The organism is Acinetobacter genomosp. 33YU, assembly GCF_001990725.1.
Lineage (GTDB): Bacteria > Pseudomonadota > Gammaproteobacteria > Pseudomonadales > Moraxellaceae > Acinetobacter > Acinetobacter seifertii.
This window is the reverse complement of the sequence record NZ_LFZQ01000015.1, coordinates 1-21,558: the sequence shown is the minus strand read 5'-3', so window position 1 is coordinate 21,558 and position 21,558 is coordinate 1. Positions and strand designations below refer to the sequence as shown.

General features: G+C 37.6%; 25 protein-coding genes. 8 read left to right on the top strand and 17 right to left on the bottom strand.

Translation table 11 applies throughout. The features are described 5' to 3' along the window. Positions 1-6: 6 nt before the first annotated feature. From AC056_RS17410 to AC056_RS17400, 3 genes are read left to right on the top strand one after another with little or no spacing between them, the layout of a single operon-like run. Positions 7-1,164, top strand: a complete 1,158-nt coding sequence (locus AC056_RS17410; RefSeq protein WP_077164341.1) for an acyl-CoA dehydrogenase family protein — start codon at positions 7-9, stop codon at positions 1,162-1,164. Positions 1,165-1,180: 16 nt separating this feature from the next. After that, entirely contained in the window at positions 1,181-2,017 is an 837-nt protein-coding gene (locus tag AC056_RS17405) for an enoyl-CoA hydratase/isomerase family protein (protein WP_077164340.1), read from the top strand. An 18-nt stretch (positions 2,018-2,035) separates the two neighbouring features. Beyond that, entirely contained in the window at positions 2,036-3,976 is a 1,941-nt protein-coding gene (locus AC056_RS17400) for an acetyl/propionyl/methylcrotonyl-CoA carboxylase subunit alpha (RefSeq protein WP_077164339.1), read from the top strand. Between the two features lie 45 nt (positions 3,977-4,021). Here the strand turns inward: AC056_RS17400 and AC056_RS17395 are convergent, their stop codons facing one another. The 9 genes from AC056_RS17395 to rplM form a co-directional block, all read right to left on the bottom strand. Then, entirely contained in the window at positions 4,022-4,441 is a 420-nt protein-coding gene (locus AC056_RS17395) for a roadblock/LC7 domain-containing protein (protein ID WP_077164338.1), read from the bottom strand. Further along, positions 4,434-4,994, bottom strand: coding sequence for a GTP-binding protein (locus AC056_RS17390; RefSeq protein WP_019456610.1), 561 nt, complete (start codon positions 4,992-4,994; stop codon positions 4,434-4,436). The genes AC056_RS17395 and AC056_RS17390 overlap by 8 nt, the downstream gene beginning before the upstream one ends. Before the next feature lie 8 nt (positions 4,995-5,002). Continuing rightward, positions 5,003-5,968 carry a hypothetical protein gene (locus tag AC056_RS17385; RefSeq protein WP_077164337.1) on the bottom strand — a complete coding sequence of 322 codons (966 nt, stop codon included), beginning with the start codon at positions 5,966-5,968 and terminating at the stop codon, positions 5,003-5,005. A gap of 82 nt (positions 5,969-6,050) precedes the next feature. Continuing rightward, positions 6,051-6,410 (bottom strand): hypothetical protein, encoded by a 360-nt coding sequence (locus tag AC056_RS17380; RefSeq protein WP_039255382.1) that lies wholly within the window; start codon positions 6,408-6,410, stop codon positions 6,051-6,053. 335 nt (positions 6,411-6,745) lie between these two features. Further along, complete coding sequence (locus AC056_RS17375) at positions 6,746-7,402, bottom strand: hypothetical protein (RefSeq protein WP_004704109.1); 657 nt, start codon at positions 7,400-7,402, stop codon at positions 6,746-6,748. A gap of 17 nt (positions 7,403-7,419) precedes the next feature. Next, positions 7,420-7,854: a ClpXP protease specificity-enhancing factor gene (locus AC056_RS17370; protein WP_077164336.1), complete on the bottom strand. Its 435-nt coding sequence runs from the start codon at positions 7,852-7,854 to the stop codon at positions 7,420-7,422. A gap of 6 nt (positions 7,855-7,860) precedes the next feature. Then, entirely contained in the window at positions 7,861-8,514 is a 654-nt protein-coding gene (locus AC056_RS17365; RefSeq protein ID WP_039255378.1) for a glutathione S-transferase N-terminal domain-containing protein, read from the bottom strand. Positions 8,515-8,686: 172 nt separating this feature from the next. Continuing rightward, positions 8,687-9,073: a 30S ribosomal protein S9 gene (gene rpsI, locus AC056_RS17360; protein WP_002048725.1), complete on the bottom strand. Its 387-nt coding sequence runs from the start codon at positions 9,071-9,073 to the stop codon at positions 8,687-8,689. Between the two features lie 12 nt (positions 9,074-9,085). Further along, a complete protein-coding gene (rplM, locus tag AC056_RS17355; protein WP_002117832.1) occupies positions 9,086-9,514 on the bottom strand; it encodes a 50S ribosomal protein L13 in 429 nt (142 codons plus the stop codon). Between the two features lie 173 nt (positions 9,515-9,687). Here rplM and pdxA point away from each other — a divergent pair, with 173 nt between their 5' ends. The 3 genes from pdxA to AC056_RS17340 are packed head-to-tail and all read left to right on the top strand — an operon-like array spanning position 9,688 to position 12,347. Beyond that, positions 9,688-10,671, top strand: coding sequence for a 4-hydroxythreonine-4-phosphate dehydrogenase PdxA (gene pdxA / locus AC056_RS17350; RefSeq protein WP_077164335.1), 984 nt, complete (start codon positions 9,688-9,690; stop codon positions 10,669-10,671). A 23-nt stretch (positions 10,672-10,694) separates the two neighbouring features. Then, a complete protein-coding gene (gene rsmA / locus AC056_RS17345) occupies positions 10,695-11,507 on the top strand; it encodes a 16S rRNA (adenine(1518)-N(6)/adenine(1519)-N(6))-dimethyltransferase RsmA (protein WP_004704118.1) in 813 nt (270 codons plus the stop codon). Then, positions 11,508-12,347 (top strand): symmetrical bis(5'-nucleosyl)-tetraphosphatase, encoded by an 840-nt coding sequence (locus tag AC056_RS17340; RefSeq protein WP_077164334.1) that lies wholly within the window; start codon positions 11,508-11,510, stop codon positions 12,345-12,347. A gap of 40 nt (positions 12,348-12,387) precedes the next feature. Here AC056_RS17340 and AC056_RS17335 read toward each other — a convergent pair whose 3' ends face one another. The 4 genes from AC056_RS17335 to hflX all read right to left on the bottom strand — a co-directional run bounded on the left by AC056_RS17335 (position 12,388) and on the right by hflX (position 15,348). Next, entirely contained in the window at positions 12,388-12,831 is a 444-nt protein-coding gene (locus AC056_RS17335; protein ID WP_004704121.1) for a DUF2147 domain-containing protein, read from the bottom strand. A gap of 83 nt (positions 12,832-12,914) precedes the next feature. Then, positions 12,915-13,589 carry an LrgB family protein gene (locus tag AC056_RS17330; RefSeq protein WP_019456616.1) on the bottom strand — a complete coding sequence of 225 codons (675 nt, stop codon included), beginning with the start codon at positions 13,587-13,589 and terminating at the stop codon, positions 12,915-12,917. Between the two features lie 10 nt (positions 13,590-13,599). Then, complete coding sequence (locus AC056_RS17325) at positions 13,600-13,971, bottom strand: hypothetical protein (protein ID WP_019456617.1); 372 nt, start codon at positions 13,969-13,971, stop codon at positions 13,600-13,602. A 42-nt stretch (positions 13,972-14,013) separates the two neighbouring features. After that, complete coding sequence (gene hflX, locus AC056_RS17320; RefSeq protein WP_077164333.1) at positions 14,014-15,348, bottom strand: ribosome rescue GTPase HflX; 1,335 nt, start codon at positions 15,346-15,348, stop codon at positions 14,014-14,016. A 203-nt stretch (positions 15,349-15,551) separates the two neighbouring features. On the opposite strand from hflX, the gene AC056_RS17315 reads away from it, so the two are divergent. Next, positions 15,552-16,361, top strand: coding sequence for a lysophospholipid acyltransferase family protein (locus AC056_RS17315; RefSeq protein WP_077164332.1), 810 nt, complete (start codon positions 15,552-15,554; stop codon positions 16,359-16,361). On the opposite strand, the gene AC056_RS17310 is transcribed toward AC056_RS17315, so the two are convergent. Next, positions 16,362-17,987, bottom strand: coding sequence for a phospholipase D family protein (locus tag AC056_RS17310; RefSeq protein ID WP_004704129.1), 1,626 nt, complete (start codon positions 17,985-17,987; stop codon positions 16,362-16,364). Positions 17,988-18,093: 106 nt separating this feature from the next. Between AC056_RS17310 and AC056_RS17305 the strand changes: the two genes are divergently transcribed. Next, positions 18,094-19,104 (top strand): metallophosphoesterase, encoded by a 1,011-nt coding sequence (locus AC056_RS17305; protein WP_039255371.1) that lies wholly within the window; start codon positions 18,094-18,096, stop codon positions 19,102-19,104. Positions 19,105-19,150: 46 nt separating this feature from the next. On the opposite strand, the gene AC056_RS17300 is transcribed toward AC056_RS17305, so the two are convergent. From AC056_RS17300 to AC056_RS17290, 3 genes are read right to left on the bottom strand one after another with little or no spacing between them, the layout of a single operon-like run. Continuing rightward, positions 19,151-19,630, bottom strand: a complete 480-nt coding sequence (locus AC056_RS17300; RefSeq protein ID WP_019456620.1) for an OmpA family protein — start codon at positions 19,628-19,630, stop codon at positions 19,151-19,153. A gap of 14 nt (positions 19,631-19,644) precedes the next feature. Further along, on the bottom strand, positions 19,645-20,868 hold the full coding sequence (locus AC056_RS17295) for a diguanylate cyclase domain-containing protein (RefSeq protein ID WP_004704135.1): 1,224 nt from the start codon (positions 20,866-20,868) through the stop codon (positions 19,645-19,647). 5 nt (positions 20,869-20,873) lie between these two features. Beyond that, positions 20,874-21,377: a YfiR family protein gene (locus tag AC056_RS17290; protein WP_004704137.1), complete on the bottom strand. Its 504-nt coding sequence runs from the start codon at positions 21,375-21,377 to the stop codon at positions 20,874-20,876. Positions 21,378-21,558: the final 181 nt, after the last annotated feature.

The window sequence follows — 21,558 nt, the reverse complement described above, 5'->3', positions numbered from 1 at the left end:
AACACAATGAAATTTACTGCCGAACATGAAGCATTACGCCGTACAGCGCGTCAATTTGTTCAAAATGAGCTGAATCCACATATTCCAGAATGGGAAGCTGCGGGACGTTTCCCAATCCATGACGTATTTAAAAAAATGGGTGATCTTGGTTTATTGGGGATTTGCAAGCCTGAGGAAAATGGCGGTTTAGCGTTAGATTATTCCTATAACCTTGTGGTTGCAGAAGAAATTGGATATGCGGCTTGCGGCGGGGTGCCTTTAGCCATTGGTGTACAAACCGATATGGCGACACCTGCTTTGGCACGTTTTGGTAGTAAAGAATTACGCGATGAGTTTTTAACACCAGCCATTGCTGGGGAATATGTTGCCTCAATTGCAGTATCGGAAGTGCATGCTGGTTCGGATGTTGCTGCTATTAAAACGACTGCTAAAAAAGATGGCGATGACTATGTCATTAACGGCAGCAAAATGTGGATTACCAACTCATTGCAGGCTGATTTCTTCTGCCTATTGGCGAATACATCTGACGATAAACCTCACGTCAACAAGTCGATGATTATTGTGCCAGCAAAAACTAAAGGGATCAGTTTTTCCGAGCCACTTATTAAATTAGGGATGCGTTCAACCACCACAGCGCAAGTTTATTTAGACAATGTCCGTGTACCGCAGCGTAACTTGGTTGGCGTTGAAGGTATGGGCTTCATGATGCAGATGATGCAATTTCAGGAAGAGCGCCTATGGGCTTGTGCCAATGCCATTGGCGGTTTGGAAAATTTAATCCAAAAGACTATCGACTATACCAAAGAGCGTACGACGTTTGGTCAGCCACTTATTAATAACCAATATATTCACTTCCGTTTTGCTGAACTCATGACTGAAATAGAAGCACTTAAAGCATTAACCTACCAAGCGTGTGAACAGCATATTGCTGGTGAAGATGTGACCAAGCTGGCATCTATGGCAAAACTCAAAGCTGGACGTTTAACTCGTGAAGTTGCCGATAGTTGTCTGCAATATTGGGGTGGTAACGGTTTTATGTGGGATAACCCAGCATCACAGCTGTATCGTGATGGTCGTTTAGGTTCTATTGGCGGTGGGGCAGATGAGATTATGTTGGGGATTATCTGTAAGTTAATGGACATTCTACCTAAAAAGCAGAAATAAAAATAAGGAATACACCATGACACTTTCAACCTCTCTACAAGCTCTAGATATTGATGACAGCATTCAATTAGAACAAGACGGCAGTATTTTATATCTCTGGTTAAACCGACCAGAGAACCGTAATGCCATGAACTTGAATATGGTCAATGCCATTCAGCAAGTTTTTACTGCCATTCGCGATGACCTTTCAATTCGTGCGGTAATTATCCGTGGTGAAGGCGGAACTTTTTGTGCAGGTGGTGACATTAAAGACATGGCGGCTTTGCGTGTTGAAGCGACCAATGTCAGCAGTCTACAACCTTATGCTGACTTTAATCGCCGTTTTGGTGCCATGCTTGAGCAAGTTGAAGCTGCTCCGCAAACGGTTGTAGTGATTTTAGAAGGTGCTGTTTTAGGTGGTGGTTTTGGGCTGGCATGTGTTTCGGATGTTTCGATTAGTCGTGACAATGCCCAGTTTGGTTTACCTGAAACGGGTCTAGGTGTGATTCCTGCACAAATTGCTCCTTTTGTGGTGAAACGTATTGGCCTGACTCAGGCGCGTCGACTTGCTTTACTCGGTATGCGTTTTGAAGGGCATACCGCATTAAGTGTCGGAGTTGTTCATCAAATTGCACATAATGAAATTGAACTTGAACAAGCTTTAGAGGAAACCATTCAACACATTAAACGAGCAGCTCCTCAAGCTTCGCGTGTGACTAAAGCGCTGTTACATCGAACGCTCAATGAACCTTTAAATGAATTGCTAGATGATGCTGCACAGCAGTTTGCTCAAGCAGTTGGTGGGGCTGAGGGACAAGAAGGAACAATGGCTTTTATCCAGAAACGTTTGCCAAACTGGGCTGATGAGTCATAAAAGATAAGGATAAAAATAATGAAATTTTCAAAAGTACTGGTTGCCAACCGTGGTGAAATTGCAGTTCGAGTCATGCAGACTGCTAAGGCAATGGGCTACCAAACTGTCGCAGTTTATTCTGATGCTGACCATAAGGCTCGCCATGTACAAGAAGCAGATGAAGCTGTTTACATTGGGCCATCTAAAGTATCTGAGTCTTATCTCGCTATTACCAAAATTATTGAAGCTTGCAAAAAAACAGGTGCTGATGCGGTTCACCCTGGTTATGGTTTTTTGTCAGAAAATACTGAATTTGCTCAGGCCTGTATCGACAACCAGATTACGTTTATTGGGCCTACTGCTTCTGCAATTGAGTTAATGGGCAGTAAACGTCTCTCAAAAATTGCCATGATTGAGGCGGGCGTCCCTTGTGTACCGGGCTATGAAGGTGACCGACAGGATCTCGAATACTTAGCAGGACAAGCCGAACAGGTTGGTTTTCCAATTATGGTCAAAGCTTCTGCGGGTGGTGGTGGTCGTGGAATGCGTTTGGTACAACAATCATCCGAATTGATTGAAGCTTTACAAACTGCGCGTTCAGAAGCTGAAAATGCATTTGGTTCAGGTGAGCTTATTTTAGAAAAAGCAGTCATTGCTCCGCGCCATGTCGAAATTCAGGTTTTTGGTGATACTCATGGCAATTATGTTTATTTGTTTGAGCGTGATTGTTCAATCCAACGCCGCCATCAAAAAGTAGTTGAAGAGGCGCCGTGTCCAGTGATGACGTCTGAACTACGTCAGCAAATGGGTGAGGCAGCTGTAGCAGCAGCAAAAGCATGTGCTTATGTCGGGGCGGGAACAGTTGAGTTTTTGCTTGATGCATCGGGTGCATTTTATTTCTTAGAAATGAATACTCGTTTGCAGGTAGAGCACCCCGTCACTGAGCTTATTACGGGACTAGATTTAGTTGAATGGCAGTTACGTGTCGCGAATGGTGAACAATTGCCTTTGCAACAACATGAATTGATGTTAAACGGTCATGCAATCGAGGTGCGTTTGTATACCGAAGACCCACGTCAGGATTTCTTACCACAAACAGGGAAGGTTTTACGATGGCAGCCTACAACTTTACCAAATGTGCGAATCGATCATGGCATGTTAGCAGCCGATGAAGTCAGCCCATTTTACGATCCGATGGTAGCAAAGGTGATTGCATACGGTAAAACCCGTGAGGATGCGATTCGCTTACTGGCTCGTGCCGTAGATGATTGTGTTTTGCTAGGTGTAAATAGTAATAAACAATTTTTGGTCAATTTATTACGTCATCCAGTCGTTGTTACAGGGGATACCAATACTGCATTCATTCAACAGCATTTTCAAAATGACAGCAGTCTACATAAGCAGGTTCTATCCTTAGAAACCTTAGCAATTGCCGCGGCATTATTTAGCCAAAGTAACGGTACGGCAGTGTGGCAAACTGGCTTAGGTGTGCCATTACCATTAAAACTTAAATATGATGATCAGCAAATTCAATTACTGCTTTCATCTGTGAATAATACATTTACGGCCCAGTTCTGTGATCAAACAGTTTGCATTGAAGTACTTGAGAGAACGCCAGATTACCTAGTTTATTTAATTAATGGTGTACGTCGCCGTGTCCAATATGTATTAGATGATGATCAGCTTTATTTAGATCGAGATAATGGCAATGTTGCAATTCGCAACGTAACTTATGCCGCTCCAGAAACAGTTGATGCGGCTGGTGATGGCAAAATTCGTGCACCAATGGATGGTGCTGTGGTTAATATTCTGGTGAATAAAGGCGATCAAGTGGTGAAAGGTCAGACCTTACTAGTGCTTGAAGCTATGAAAATCCAGCAGCAGATAAAATCTGATGTTGATGGGATTATTGAAGACATTTTAGGCCAACAAGGGCAGCAAGTTAAAAAACGGCAAATGCTATTTAGTATCCAAGTCTAAAAAAATACCGCTCTTATGGGGCGGTATTTTTTATAGCAGTGTGGGTTATTCTCCATCTGCCTCTGCAATCACTTGGCTTGCTTTTTTTAAACTATAAAGCAGCTGCCCTAAAAGTACATCTCTATTACTTAGGGTAACCATCACCATCGGGTGATGGAGAGCTGGAATAGCCGTTAAAATGGCTTTGCCATTATCTGCATCTAAGGTGATGTTATTACAGCCAGTCAGTTGAATTTCTTTTAAGAATGCAGTGACCATTGCCAAAATAGAACTACTCACCGCAGCTAATTTAGTGGTGTTATGATAGTTCTTATGGCTGACTGTTGCTAATTCAAACCCATCTGAAGAACAAATCATCACAAAGTCTACACCACGTGTATTCATCAGAATTTTTTGGGCTTCACTTTTTGCAAGTTGTAGCAATTGTGTTGGAGCGGTTCGTTTTTGAACTGGAATACTAAGCATGATCTTTCCCTTGAGATGTTGCGCCTACCTTAACTTCAAGTGATGCAATTAATGATTCAACCATCATTGAAATGTGCTCTTGTTCTCTTGCATCAATAAAAAATAATGGATATTGAAGTTCATTTTCTGTTAACCAATTACGATACTGCTGAAGTGAAGATTCTTTATTTTCATCAATATGTGTAATACCAATCGCAATATTATTATTATAGTTTTTAAAGGTTTCCAAATAGCTTTCTAGCTCGCTAATAGCACTTGGACTATTATGATCTAACAGAAGAATAATACCGATTGCGCCTTCACAAATAACTGACCAGATAAAATCAAAACGGCTTTGTCCAGGTGTTCCATATAAGCCAATTTTAACACCATCATCTAGTGTAATTTCGCCGTAATCAATTCCGACTGTTGTTTGTGATTTTTGATGGCTTTCTACATCTGTATTAAATGCTTCTGTTCCTAAAATTGGAATTTCAGATAGCGATTTGATCGCTTCTGTTTTTCCCGCCCCCATACTGCCCGCAAAGACAATTTTATATTGCTGTATAATCATGCTGTTCCTTAAAAACCAAAACGACGTCTAATTTTTCCTATGAAATTTTTAAAAAAATGACTTTCACTATTTGAGCCTTCTGAATTCGTTTGAGGAGCGTATGAACACTTATTTGCAGAAACATATTGTCCGTTATTTGCCATTAAGCAAGCCGTAATAAAACGTAAAATAACATCGATTGGTTGGTTAAGTTGTTTTGCTACATCAGTGACTTTTGCTCCCTGAATAAAGCAGGCAGAGAGCTGAAGGCTAATTTTTCTATATTCTTTTTGATAGGGTTGCGGCCAATGATCTATTTTGAAATAACCATCAGCCGAAGCTAAATTTTCAAATTCATTTGAATACCAGATGAGATTCCATAACCAATCTTTTAAGTAATAACCTTTTTTACGTGAAACCTTTGTAAAGTCTGAGGTTTTGGCAAAAGCAAAATTAAAACTCATATTGGTATATGTTTTTTGACGAGAAGGTTCTACCCAAGCGACTTGAGTCCTATTATCAATAATTGCGAGCGTACCTTTATCATCAAATAAATGTAATTTGGTATTTTCCTGACTATGTAAACTTTTTATAAATTGTCCATCTATGAGAGCCATTTCATTTGATAAAGCTGACGTAGAGTTAATAGCAGTAGATTCTAAAGAGGCTAATACATTTTTTTGTAGCCAAGATAGAAGGGGCTCTGACTTTTCTAAGGGAAAGTGTAAAGTATGTTCATATATAGAGTTTCCATTTTGTGAAGGTGTTTTGGTAATTTTTAAATAAGGAATTTTTTTCTTTTGAAGAATATTTTGAATGTTATCTGCATCAAAAAAGTTTTCGTTAATGATTAATAAATCAATATTATTATTAGAAATGTTAACCCAATTAATCCCATATTGATTGGATATTAAATTTCGGATTAATATTTTTAATTCATCTGAAACTTTTAAGCTTAAACCTGAAACTGCAATATTTATGCAATGACTATCCATAGTATCATTTTAAGTTTTATTAAATAGTTTAGTGATTTTTTATGCTCTTTATAATTAATATAAAGAGCATAAATTAAATCAACTAGCTGAAGTCTAGCTCTTTTTCAAATGACTTTAACTCATGACGAGCCATAGCCAAATTTGCTTTAGTACGATCAAGTACTAAATAAAGAAATAAGTTGTTATTACTCTCTAATGGACGAATTAAGTGATAAGCTTTACCTAAAGTAATTAAAATATCCTCAATATTATCATTCAATTTCAATGACTTAGCGACATTTCTCTTTGCGCGAATGACTTCTGTATTTCCAGCAGCAGCCAATTCTAAATCAATTTCCCCACCGCCTTGAGTTGCAAGTGATAAACCACTTTCTGAATCAACAAGTGCAGATGCAACAAAACCATCAATTTCAGTTAAGCTATCTAAAGAAAGTTTAGCCATTTTTATCTCTCAGGATTATAAAATTATAGTTACTACTTTTTATTTAAAAGTAGTTAAAAATCATTATATTTCTACCCAAGTTTAAGTCAATCAATCAAGTTTAAATTAAAATTGATGTTTGGGTAAGTAAGTGACCAAAAATGTCATATTATAAAAAATATTATAAGTAAATTTATGCATTATCCTTTTAATATTGTGCTCAGGTTTGCATTATATAATTTTTATTCAAAATTTAATAATTGTAATAGAATGTTAAAATAATATTGGATAATAAATTATGTTTTTAAAATAAAAAAGAGGAACTATTTGTTCCTCCTTTAATGCTTATGATGAAATTAAACAAGTTGAGTATAAATACAGTACAAATAACCCAAGATTGCTAAAGCAACTACAGGAGCAATGATCTTTGACCATGTAGGAACAGAAGTTTCGATTGTTTGTTCTTCAATATGCAAATCTTCGTGGGATGGTTGGGCTTGATGAACCATTTGGTTAAACTCCTTCATTGTTGTATCCAATGATAGCTCTTCTTGCTCAACAGGTTTAGAACCAATTAACTCTGTTAGGTGATTTGTTGACCAAACCCAGTCTTCCGCTTGGCCTGATAAATGTTCAACTTGACCTAAGATGAGCTCTTTCAATCCATTTTGACCGAACCCACCAGTGTCATCAAGCTGATTCAGCTCTGTTAACTGTAATGTGAGAATTTCAGAAATACTTTGTTCGAGCTCAGTATTTTTTAAAACTGATTGATTATGTTTAGATGTAGTTAGATGGCGCGCTACTTCTTGAATATATAGTGGATCAGCAGTTTTTATTTCATTATAAATTTTACTATCATCTTGACGCCATAAGCTGATTAACTTGCCAAGTGTTAGCACGTTAACTTCATCAATCAGCTTATTCTTTTCATTTGCTGGATATTGATTTAAAAGCTGAGGCTTCTGAATTTTTATTTGCTCAGCAAAGTATTGGACTAAATCAAATGCCATACTTTATTCCTCTAAATTTAATCTAAAATTCTTAATGTTGGTTTTTTCTTGCTCGGTGTTGTTTCAGTTGATTCTTGTACTTCTGGCTCGATTACATTTTCTGCAGGAGTGACATTGGCATATTCTTCTGGATCAAAGAATAAACCCTGACCATTTTCACGTGCATACAGGCCTAAAACAGCTTGAATAGGCACATAAATATTCTTGGAAACTCCACCAAACCGTGCTGAAAAAGTAATAGCATCATTGGTAATCAATAATTGATGTACAGCATGTGGAACAATATTTAAAACGATTTGACCATCTTTGACAAATTGTTGTGGTACATCCGTATGTGGCTGTTTTGCATCAACAAGTAAATAAGGTGTGAGTTTGTTGTCGCAAATCCATTCATAGATTGCACGAGCAAGATAAGGACGTGTAGGGGTTAATTCAATAGTTTGCTCAGACATATCACACTATTCCATATTTAATTGTTCATTGTAACGGGTTTTCTCTTGGGCCGTCATTGATTTAACAAAAGAAGGGCGGCTAAAGATACGTTTACAGTACAAAAATATAGGCCGACACTGCTGTTTGGGTAAATCAATTCCCATGCTATTCAGCCTCACAAAAATTGGGGCGAGCATACAGTCCAAAATTGAAAAATTTTCGGACATAAAGTAAGGAAAATGCTGAAATAGTGGAGTAAGAGAAATTAAGGTCTCACGTAGTTCTTTTTGTGCTTTTTGTTTTTGTTCTACATTTAAAGTATCTACATGTTTGAGCATATCATCAGCCAATTTGAACCAATCATTTTCAAGACGCCAAATATATTGTCGTTGTTCTGCGCGTGCCATCGGCGCATCGGCGTAAAGTTTGCTCTGACGATATCGGTCATCAAGATATTCAGCAATAATAGGTGCTGAGAATAACTTCAGGTTTTGCTCAAGGAGCATCGGTAATTGGTTGTAAGGGTTTAGACTTGCTAAATCCTCATCTTCGTGATCAGTTATGATCAATTGATATTTAATTTGTTTTTCTGCTAATAAGAAACGAATCCAGTGAGAACGGAAATCATCAGCATGGCTGTAAAGGGTAATCCCCTGAATAGAGGTATTTTCGACCGACATATCACAAGACGACGTGGTTGAGTGAATCGATTAGAATACTAAAAATGCTCTAGGAAATCACGGTTCTAAAGAGATAGTTTTTATATTTATAAGTTCTTATCTTTTGGTTCCGTTTTTATAATAAAAAAGCCTTGGAAAAATCCAAGGCTTTTTGTCCGATTCGGTAAACGAATTAACGTTTAGAGAATTGAGGACGTTTACGAGCTTTACGTAAACCAAGTTTCTTACGTTCAACTTCACGAGCATCACGAGTAACGAAACCAGCTTGACGTAGAACAGGTTTTAAAGTTTCGTCAGCAGCGATAAGCGCACGAGTAATACCGTGACGGATCGCGCCAGCTTGACCACCGATACCACCACCTTTAACAGTGATGTAAAGGTCAAACTTTTCAGTAACTTCTAAAAGTTCTAAAGGTTGACGAACAACCATACGAGCAGTTTCACGACCGAAATATTGCTCTAAAGTACGGTTGTTAATAACGAGTTTGCCTGTACCAGCTGACAAGAAAACACGTGCAGTTGCGGTCTTACGGCGACCTGTACCATAATTAGTAGCCATGTGCTGTATCCCTTAGATGTCCAAAACTTGTGGCTGTTGAGCAGCATGCGGATGCTCAGTACCAGCGTACACTTTCATTTTTTTGATCATTGCATAACCAAGAGGACCTTTTGGTAACATGCCTTTAACCGCTTTTTCAAGAACAGCTTCAGGTTTGTGAGCAATTAACTTCTCGAAGTTAGTCTCACGGATACCACCAGGGAAACCAGTATGGCGATAATATTTCTTATCAAGTGATTTTTTACCAGTCACTTGAACTTGTTCAGCATTAATCACAACGATGTAATCGCCAGTGTCAACGTGAGGAGTATAAGAAGTTTTATGCTTACCGCGTAAACGACGAGCGATTTCAGTCGCAAGGCGACCTAAAGTTTTGCCAGAAGCATCAACAACATACCAGTCATGTTGAACTTCAGCTGGCTTAGCGCTGAGAGTTTTCATTAAACCACTACCTATTATAGTTGGTTTGGACTATGGAATCTGTCCAAACAAAAGGAGCGAGCATTCTAAACGAGTTTGTCCAAAGTCACAAGAAAAATCCAGTTTAAGGTAGATAATTTAATCCCTAATCCGATGAATGTAGGATATGTTAAAATAATTCAAATTTTAGAAATGTGTCGGGGGTGATTGTGCTGCCTTTATATGTCACTTCCGGTGAGCCTGCCGGTATTGGTCCAGATATTTGTTTAAGTCTGGCGAAACGAGTTGATGAACGTCCTGTTGTTGTTTTAGCTGACCGAAATTTATTGCAACAACGTGCTCAAAAGCTTGGCTTGGATATTAAGTTTTTAGAGTATACCGGACAGACTCAATCATCTTTGCAAGGTGAGCTTTATATAGAGCATGTTGCATTAAAAACAGAAGTCACTGACGGTCAATTAGACCCAGCTAATGCTGCTTATGTATTAGAGCAACTACGTCGCTCAGCTGATTATGCAATGTCAGGTAAAAGTGTAGGTGTAGCTACTGCGCCCGTGCAAAAATCGGTTATTAATGATGCAGGAATTTTATTTAGTGGTCACACCGAATATTACCAAGAGTTTGCAGGTGTAGAGCGTGTTGTCATGATGCTCGCCACTAAAACCTTGCGAGTTGCTTTAGCGACTACACATTTACCTTTAAGAGATGTAGCAGATGCAATTACCAAACAACGCTTGCATCAAGTAATAGACATCTTGCTTCATGACTTAAAAACTAAGTTTAAAATTACCGATCCAAGGATTTTGGTGTGTGGCTTAAATCCTCATGCGGGAGAAGATGGTTACTTAGGTCGTGAAGAGATTGATACCATTAATCCGGTTCTTGAAACTTACCGCTCTCAAGGCATTAAAATCAGTTTAAGTATGCCAGCAGACACTTTATTTACTCCTGAACATCTTAAAAATGCTGATGCTGTTCTTGCCATGTACCATGATCAAGGCTTACCTGTGCTAAAATCACAAGGTTTTGGTGAAGCAATTAATATCACATTGGGCTTACCGTTTATTCGAACTTCGGTCGATCATGGTACTGCTCTGTCTTTAGCTGGGACAGGTTTGGCAAAAAGCTCAAGTTTAAATGTCGCTGTCGATTTAGCTTTATCGTTGGCAGCGAGTTAAATTTTTCATGTTGGAAATGTTCTATGTATCAAATTAATGCCCTAAACCCGAAAGATGAAGGGCATAAAGCTCGTAAACGTTTTGGTCAAAACTTCTTACATGATCAGCGAGTCATTGCCAAAATTGTACGCTCTGTCAATCCGCGTACAGGCGATAACATTGTTGAAATTGGTCCGGGCTTGGCTGCATTAACTTCTCCTTTAATTGGAGAGTGTGATGCTTTAACAGTTGTTGAGTTAGACCGTGACTTAGCAGCGGGTTTGCCAGAGCGTGTTCCACATCCAGAACGTTTGACTATTGTAGAAGCTGATGCATTAAAATATGACTTTAGTGAACTTGTAAAAGATGGTCGACCATTACGTGTAGTAGGCAATTTACCTTATAACATTTCAACACCACTACTTTTTCATCTCTTGGAATTTGGTAGCAAAGTCAAAGATATGCACTTTATGCTGCAAAAAGAGGTGGTTGATCGTATTACTGCTGAACCAAATACAAAAGAATATGGTCGTTTATCGGTAATGATTCAATATTATTGCCAGCCTACATTTTTATTTGAAGTTCCTGCTGGTGCATTTAATCCACCGCCAAAAGTAACGAGTGCAGTATTCCGTTTAGTTCCTTACGAACAAAAACCGATTGTCGCAAAAGATGAGAAAGCTTTAGCTCGTTTGGTTGCACATGTGTTTACTCAGCGCCGTAAAACCCTAAGAAACAGCCTTAAAGGTATGTTGGCAGAAGATGGCTTTGAGAAAGCAGGCGTTGACCCAATGGCTCGTCCAGAAACTCTGACACTTGCCGAGTTTGTCGCTTTGGCAGATCAAATGGTGGCATAAATGACCAAGCGCTATAACTATATCATTGGAGATGTTCAAGGTTGTTTTGAAGCACTCAAAGCATTGCTGAAAGAAATACGTTTTGATCCTGACCAAGATTTTATTTGGTTCGCTGGTGATTTAGTTGCACGTGGAGAAAATTCTGTAGGTGCACTTCGTTTTATTAAAAAACTAGCCGATCGTGGCGCAGCTGCAACCGTCTTAGGTAATCATGATTTAACACTGGTTGCTTGTGCTCGTGGTCTTAAAGAAATTAAAGAGAAAGATCGTACACAGGATGTTATTGATGCTGTGGATGGTGATGAACTCATCGACTGGTTACGTAAACAGCCATTATGTTTATTTCCAAATGAACAAACTGTGCTAACACATGCTGGTATACCTTGTATTTGGGATGCAAAAAAAACGGCTGCTTTAGCGAAAGAAGTTGAAGCTGTATTAGCACATGATGATCTGTCTGTATTAGATGCTTTTTTAGCTGAAATGTATGGTTCAAAACCAGATCTTTGGACAGATGACTTAACTGGTAATGACCGCCTACGCTGTATTACCAATTATTTAACTCGCATGCGTTTAACTAATGCAGAAGGTAGATTGGAATTTAGTTTTAAAGATACTTTAGATGCACCTATGCCAGAAGGTTATTTACCTTGGTTTGAATTTCCAAGTAAAGCTGCACAAACACATCAAGTATTCTTTGGTCATTGGGCTGCTCTAGAAGGAAGAACAATCAGTGAACATATTCAGAACGTAGATGGTGGCTGTGTGTGGGGTAAAAACTTAATTGCTTATCGTCTTGAAGACCAGCAAAGTTTTTCAGTAGTTAATCCTGTCATGTAATAAAAAAAGCCGCATAAGCGGCTTTTTTCTTTTTTAAGATTTATTCTAGGCGAATCCAGATTTGATTGCGGCCTAAAGCTGAAACTCCAAGATAACCACGCATGTGTAGACGGTTACCATTTGCACTGAGTTTGGCTTTTAATCCGTAAACTTTGCCAGTATTTGGATCTAGAATTTTACCACCAGTGTAGGTTGTACTATCCACTTGTTTTAAACCAGTCGCGATATCTAAACCTACAATATGCTTATTGGTATAAGGCGCTGGGCAGTTATCACAAATTTCTTTTGGTGTATAACCCGGACGCGGTGTAATTTTTACAACTTTTCCTGAATAAGTACCATTTGCCTCTTTTCGTATTTCTACATGAGCCTTAGGCGTACCAGTTTTATCGTCAATCGTTTGCCACATACCAGTAATATCAGCCGCAAAAGTAGCTGAATTTATCCCCAATAAGAGCAACGCTCCAACAAAAAATTTCCCCATAATCAAAAATCCTTTTAGATTTGAAAAGATCATCTTATTTCTAATTGATCACTGGTTCAATGTTTATTTGAACTACTTTTTGATCAGGAAATTCCTACAGATAACATGAAAGTCGGTAGCCATATGGCGGTAAATACACCATTTAAAGCCATACCAAAAGCGGCATAACGACCCGCAACAGGGCCACGTTGCCAAGCTTGAGCTGTTCCAATAGCATGTGCGGCTAAACCTAGAGCTAAACCTGATGCTCTTTCATCATGAATATGCTTAAGTAAAAATGGTGAAAATGCGGCACCAATAACTCCTGATAAAATCACAATTAACGTGACTAATGTTTCAGGGGCATGTAATAAAGTTGCTATGTTTAAAGCAATAGGTGTAGTTACAGCGCGTGTAGCAAATGCCAGAATAGTAGGCTCAGACATATGCAACAAATAAGCGAGTCCCATTGGTAAAGCAACGGCGCTAATACTTGCAAAACATAAGATTCCAACCACCGATTTAAGAGGTAAATCGTCATATCGCATTGCAGCCAAAGGTATCGCTAAAGCAACGGTGACATACCCTAATAGGTGGCTGAATAAATCGTTTACGTAAAGTCGGTATTCTTCATAAGGAACTTTCAAGATTGATAATAAACCAATCACAATGAACATACCGAAAACTAAGAGAGGGACTTGAGGGAAACGGCGGTTTAAAGGTTTTGCACAAAGGTAGCCAACTAGAGTGATCAAAAATCCATATAAAATCATAAACATTTTATTCTCCTTATAACCAGTGTTTGGCCATTTTTGCATAGACCCACAGCGGGATAAGGGTGCTCACTACTAGTACAAAGAGAAATAAAGGAATTTCTTTGCCCATATGCACCAGCATAATTAATGATCCTGCACAAATGGGTAAAAAAGCAAAACCACTTTCTTTCATGATTTTATTGTTGGTGTCGACTAGTCTTAAAGGAATTTTCTTAAACTTGCGCCAAACGAGCAAAATGATGAGTAAACTAATTAAACCAACTAAGTTTCCTAATTCTGGATGACCAAAAGTACGCATAACGACGACTGAGCCTTCACGAAAGCCAATAATAAGTAGAAAAGTTCCTACCCATGCTGCCCAATCTATACTTTTGATCTTATCCATATTTTTTATCTCTAAAAGTTTACTTATCAAGTTTTAACTGATCTAGTTCTTGATTTCAAACTCTTCCAGTGGTCGTTTAAACTGACTCGCTCGTTCACCTAATATCTCATCTATAGGTAATTTGGCTTGGCGAATTAATTGCTCGAGCTTATGAGGGGCTATTCGTATATCAATATGTAATAGCCCTTCATCATCATAATGTTCAGATTCGATAACGTTTAAAGCATAAAGTTGGGTACGCAATTTGCCATAAGCAGGTTTAAGTATTAATGAGAATTGTTGAAGTTGTCCCATTAAACATTCTTGAACAGCTTGACGTAGTAAATCTAGACCTAAACCTGAATGTGCAGATACATAAACGCGATCAGGAACATGCGGCTCTGAATAAACAATTTTAGCCTCTTCACCACTTAAATCGATCTTGTTGTAAACACGAAGGACAGGGGCATCTGCGCCAATTTCTTTTAACACACCTTCAACAGCTTCAATCTGATCCAGCATTTCATGGCTACTGCTATCAATTACATGTAAGAGTAGTGTTGCTTCAAGCGTTTCTTCTAAAGTTGCCTTGAAAGACTCAACTAAATCATGTTGTAGGTTTCGCACAAAACCGACAGTATCTGCGAGCACAACAGTACCAATACCATCCCATTCTAAACGACGTAAGGTTGGATCAAGTGTTGCAAACAGTTGGTCGGCTGCATATACATCACTTTTCGCTAAAATATTAAATAAAGTAGATTTTCCTGCATTGGTATAACCCACTAAAGATACGGTTGGAATTGAAGCTTTTTGTCTGGCTGCTCGTCCTTGTATACGAGTTTGATGGACTTTCTCTAACTTGTCTTTTAACTGAGTAATACGTACACGAATGAGGCGACGGTCTGTTTCGAGTTGTGTTTCACCCGGACCACGTAAGCCAATACCACCTTTTTGTTGTTCAAAGTCAGCAGACCAACCACGGATTAGACGAGTTGATAAATGTTTAAGCTGAGCAAGTTCGACTTGTAATTTACCTTCATGGGTGCGGGCACGTAGGGCAAAAATATCCAAAATTAAACCAGTACGGTCAATGACCCGACATTTTAATATTCTTTCTAAATTTCGTTCTTGAGCAGGTGATAATGCATGATCAAAAATAACCAGCCCAGCTTCTAATTCTTGAACTTTCTCTGCTATTTCATCGACTTTACCTGAACCAATAAAAAATTTAGGATTTGGCTTATTACGTTGTACTTTAACGTGCTCAAGAATATCTGCACCAGCAGACTGTGCAAGTAGGGCAAACTCTTCGGCATCCAGATCATCTAATAATTGTACAGACACACTCACTAATATTGTGCGCTCACCGCCTTGATGCCGATCAACTAATTCCACGTGGCTATAAATCCTGAAAAGGGTAAAACTTTATTCTAGAGGAAACTTGAGTAAAAGGGGAAAGGGTTTACTCTTATCCTTTAGATTATCTACATGCATTTTATTTTTTATTTGCTTCTATCGCATAGCGATGCAAGTTAATTGCGAAACGTATAGAATGGCTCGAGATAGGTATAACAATGATTGATCGTTAGTGAAATTTTATGGCTCAAACGCAAAGTATATTAAATTCAACGTTAAAGAAATTTTCTAAAATAGGCTTGTACGGAAAGAAAGTTACTTCAGCAACTGCGGCAATCAGTGAAGGTTTTTATTTAGTTTATCGTCATGGACTCTATAAGGATCCAAATAATCCTGTTAATACACGATACGTCCAATATTTTTGTCGCCGTTTATGCAAAGTCTTTAACCTCGATGTTCAAGTGCATGGAACGATTCCTAGAGAGCCAGCTTTATGGGTAAGCAATCATATTTCTTGGCTTGATATTGCTGTTTTAGGTTCGGGTGCGCGCGTGTTCTTTTTGGCTAAAGCTGAAATAGAAAATTGGCCTATTTTGGGTAACTTAGCAAAGGGTGGCGGTACTTTATTTATTAAGCGTGGCTCTGGTGACTCTATTAGAATTCGAGAGCAAATTGCTGAATTCTTAAAACAAAATATTCCAGTATTATTTTTTCCTGAAGCGACTACTACAGATGGACATTCTGTTAAAAAAATACATGGTCGTTTACTCGGGGCTGCTATTGAAGCCAAGCGTCCAGTACAGGTGTGCTTAATTTGCTATGTAAACCGTCATGGTGAATTAGATAATGTTGCACCATTTATTGGTGATATGTCATTTGTTGAACATATTCAGCATGTGCTAGAAATGCCGAAAGTAACAGCTCATCTACTGACCTTGCCTCCTATCTCGGTCGAAGGGCACGATGTAAAAAGTCTGACTCAAGAAGTCCAACAAAAAATGGTAGAAGGTTTGGCTCAATTACATCAAAAAGTACTTAAGCCAAAAAGTTAATTACATAAATCCTTCGAGAGGTAGCCATGAAAGAAACTTCATGCCTGCCTTTTGCCACCATTTCATTTCTGGTTCTTTTTTATAAATAACAGGCCCTTTTGAGGTTTCTTGTTGCCAATAAATATTGTTATTCGGGTCGAGCTTTAATTTATAAGCATATTTATTTAAGTTTTCATCCATCGTATGGTGAATTGTTTTTGCTAGCGATGGGCTATCTAAAATTACACCAATTTCAGTATTTAAATAAGCAGAACGTGGGTCAAAATTGAATGATCCAATAAAAACCTGTTCATCTAAAGCCATGAGTTTGGTATGTAAGCTTGAGCGACTTAAGCCTTTCATGTTTACTTTAGCCTTAGTTGCCAACTCTTCCGTATTTTTATTTAAATTACGTTTATCTGGGGCTGGTAAAAACTCATAAAGTTGTACGCCGTTTTTCAAAAGTTCTTTTCGATATCTACCATAAAAAGCATGGACTACAGCAACGTCATTTGCCTTAAATGAGTTTGTCAAAACTCGAACTTCTACCCCTTCTTTCGCAAGCGTACTCAAAATTTTAGCGCCTTGCTTTTCAGGAATAAAATAAGCAGAAATCAAATCAACATTACTTTCGGGCTTTTCCAAATGGTTAATCAATTGGAAATTTAAATGCTCTTCTTTTTTTGCTTTTGACTTAATTTTATCAGGGGAGTCTTTTACGACCTCTGCCTTAACCCAGTCAAATTGAATGTTATGGTCTAGCCATTTATCAAAAGCATGCGACTTAGAAGTTAAGTTAAGAAAGTTTTGAACAGTTGCCTGTTGATAATGAGCATCGAGTTGTTCTTTTAAACTTTCATAGCGTAAACGGTGTTGTTGAGCACTAACAATGCTCTGGACCGAATAGGCATATTCATGATTCCAGTAATCATCAAAAGAATTTACGATGTCATCAACAGCAGCACCGACTAACATGACATCAACATCAGAAAATTGGTAATTATCACTGACGTTATAATACTGATTTGTCATATTACGCCCACCGATGAGCGCTACCTGATTATCAGCAATAAAGCTCTTATTATGCATACGACGATTGATACGCTTTAAGTCTAAAATCATATCCATCGCGCGGTATTCGCGAAAACGGTAAGGGTTAAATAATTTAACTTCAATATTTTTATGCTGAGAAAGGGCCAGTAAAACCCCTTCCATTTTTTTAGCGTTATTATCATCAATCAATAAACGTACTTTAACGCCACGATCTGCAGCACGAATAATCGCATGTAACGCTAAAGCGCCGACCTTGTCATTATCCCAAATATAATATTGTAAATCTAAAGTCTTTTCGGCTTTATCAATCAACCTTAAACGAGCCGCAAGTGCTTCTAAGGGATCATTTAACAGATGATAACCCGTTAAATTTGGATTTTGTTCCCGCAAAGGCGTAATAATTTTTGCAAGTGAAGTTTGAGATGTATCGATATCCCGTGCATATTCAATAGGTTCTGCACGATGTTTGGGTAAAGTGCTACAACCTGTCAAAGTCACAGCAAAACTTGAACAGACAACTAAAGAAGCTTTGATCAAAAAGCCTTTAGCCTGTTGATGAGTTTGAAGCTGTTTGGAATGAAAGGATTGTGCCATAATCAATACATACGATAAGGTGAGCTAGAGTATAATTCGTGCATATTGAAAGATAAATATTGAATTTGATTACTAGCAATCAATATAAGATAAGTCGAGAATCGTAATGTGGAATCCAAATTCAATCATCTTTTGTTTTTACTTTATTTTTTCAATACTTGCCTTGTGGGGCATTGTCGAAGCTTGGATTCATCAATCACGTACAGAAACAATTCATCCATTTAAAGCTTTTGTCCACTTACTTACTTTTTATCTATCTTATCTTCTTATTCCACTTTGGTTCTTTAACTTATATGCAGGTTGGATAGGATATTACTCAATTCACCAAACCATTTTTATCTTTTTATTAAGCGGTATCCTCATTTATGCACGTTTTATAGAACCGCATATGGTACGTGTTGATGTTCATCAATATCGTTTGAATCCGGATCGCCGTTTTAATAAGCCTGTAAAAGTTGCTTTAATTGCTGATTTACATATAGGTTTATTTTCCGGTCACGAACGTCAACTCAAAATCATTGTGAAAAAACTCAATGAGCAACAACCTGACTTGGTGGTTGTGTCAGGCGACTGGACCTATGAACCAGAAGACAAACTAGTACAAGAACTGGCTGTACTCAAAGATATTCAAGCTCCAGTCTATTCAGTTCCTGGAAATCATGATGAACAATATCCAGGACCACCTATCCAACAATTATTAAAAGATGCACTTTACTACAATGAAGTTATGGATATTGAAGGTAAAATTGTTGAGTTTGACGAATTTCGCTTAATTGGTATTGGTGATCTATGGGCGGGAAAAACCGATATGCGTTCAATGCCAAACTTACCACAAGATAAACCGTGGCTAATCCTCTCACATAATCCAGATACAGTAGATATGGTTCCCAAATTACCTAATCGACCTTTGATGTTATCAGGACATACTCATGGGGGACAGGTCGAGCTTCCGTGGGTAACTAATTACATTATGAAAAAAGTATCAATTTTAGGTCACAAGCGTGGCTTTTATTCACACGAGCATGCTGATGTATTTGTTACCGTAGGAACAGGTATGGTTGGCATACCTTTAAGATTTCGTGTACCACCGACTATTGATATTATTGAACTTGTATAAAACAAAAAAGCCAATCACGAAGATTGGCTTTTTTTAAATAAGAAAATTAAGGAATAATGACGATTGCAACACGACGATTGATTGCCCTATTTTCATTGGTTGTGTTTGGTACATATGGTTGAGTTGAACCACGTCCAATAACATAAATATTTTCCTTTTTAAAACCACGAGTCAAGAAAAGGTTAGCAACACTTTGTGCGCGCTCTTCAGATAACTTCTGGTTGTATTCAGGATTACCTACATCGTCAGTATGACCAACAATTTTTAACTTATTCAAATCATATTTATTTAATTGATTTGCTAAGCGTACAAGTTCTGCTTCATGGCTTTGTTTCAACGTTGCATCATTAAAATCAAATAATAAACGTTCTGGTAAACCTAGAGTCCAGCCTTCGTTAGTTAGAACAAAACCCTCTTTCTTTAGCATTTTTACTTGACGATATTTCAAAGGGCCAAAACTCAAGCAGCCTGCAAGAGTAATGCACAGCAATGCAATAAACGAGAGTTTTAAAGATCTTGTATTCATAGATTAGCCTAAATTTAATTCTCTGGTTTATAAATAAACCAATGTTGCTCAGAAGTCTTAGCCTTATACATCGCCTGATCGGCTTGCATAATAAAATCTTCTGGACTAGACGCAAATTGGGATAAAGCAATCCCCACACTAAAACTGAAATAAATCGTTTGATCATTTAGATGCAAAGGTTCTTTACAGCTTTCGAGTAAATTTTCAGCAATAGATATTAAATGATCAGCATGACTAATGGAATGCAAAATGACCGCAAATTCGTCGCCGCCTAGACGAGCAATAAAATCTTGATGCCGTAAACGAGTCTGTAATCTTTTGGCCATCTCTTTTAAGACTTCATCACCAGCTAAATGTCCGAACTGGTCATTAATTGCCTTAAAGTTATTATTATCTATAAATAATAGAGCAGACTTGTTGTCAAAATCCTTATCTTCAAACATATCTAATAATATTTGATAAAAATAATGTCTGTTTGGTAGTAATGTAAGTTGGTCGTGATGAGCTTGAAAAGATAGTTTTCGATTTTCCTTTTGTAGCTGATTATCCCAAATTTGAATTTCTTCAAGCAACTGATTAAAAACAGTATTTAAATCTTGAAACTCTTTAATACGGTTATATGGAAAGCGAAGATTATAAGCTTTCTGTTCACTTACGATTTGAGCAATATTGGTAAGAGGATAAATCGCCTGCATAATTTGACGATAAGTTAAATTCACTGACCACCATAGCGCACAAACAATAAATAACATCGCGATCGCTAGACCGACCATAATCATCTTTAAAAATTGCAATATTTTTTCAGAGCTACCAAAAAGTGTTAGCTCGCCAACATTTTGTTGGTGATGATAAATCGTTAAATGTACAGGCTCATTTAAGAACCAATGATTAAACCATCCTTCCAAAACAGAAGTTTGACTAGACAACTTAAAACTTTGTGCAATTAAATGATGTTCAGAATCATAAATATGAATCGCTCGAATAGAATGATCATTCGTATATTCATTTAAGATCTGTTCTATTGTGATCTTGTCATTAAACACTACAGCAGGTTGAATACGCTCAAGAAGCGTATGACTAAGTAATTGCAAATTCTGCTTTGCATAAGTTTCCATAGTAAAAACGGAAATAGATACAAAGGTAAAAGAACAAATAAAAAAAGTAATCGCAAAAATCGTAAATTGAGACTTCCTAAAAAGAGCATGTAGAGAAGTGGACTGATACAACTTAGATATCATGGCCCTTACTCCGCATTCTTAGCCAAGAGTAATACCCTTGGATCAATATGGACCTTGGAATGGCTTAATGCATCTAAGTTAACTTTAAAAGTGGTGTAATTATTTTGATCATATAAACAAAAGATACTACCAACTTCACATTCTGGATTATTAATACTTAAAGAAAGCAAAGAACGATATGGATAATTCTGAATTAAATTTTGTTGTTGTTGAGGGGAAGTTGTAGAAAAGTAAACAGCTTGGCAATGTGACTTGGGGAAATCTTTAACATTAACTGTTTGTACACGATAATTATAAGATAATTGTTGAATATAAGACTGAAAAGTAGAAGTAATTGAAGCATTATCAATTACACAAAGAGTAGGGGTGCTTACATTCTCCCATTTGCTATAACTTAAAATAGATAAAGTCAGCACATAGAAGTTATGTTTTGAATTGGCATACGCAGGCCCACTCGTAGCAAGCACTACAAGTATGCAGAATAATACTTTCTTAGCGGAATGCCACATGGTGAGTTAATGCCACATCAATTGCATGAATAATCTATTCTACATGAAGTTGATTAACTAAAAAAAGTTTAATATCTCATCTAATTTTCACTAAAAAGCCTAAAAATTGATCTGTTGAATAATAAAATATGAGAAAGGTATTGCAACTGGAATTTAATGGTCTATAATGCACATCCATCGG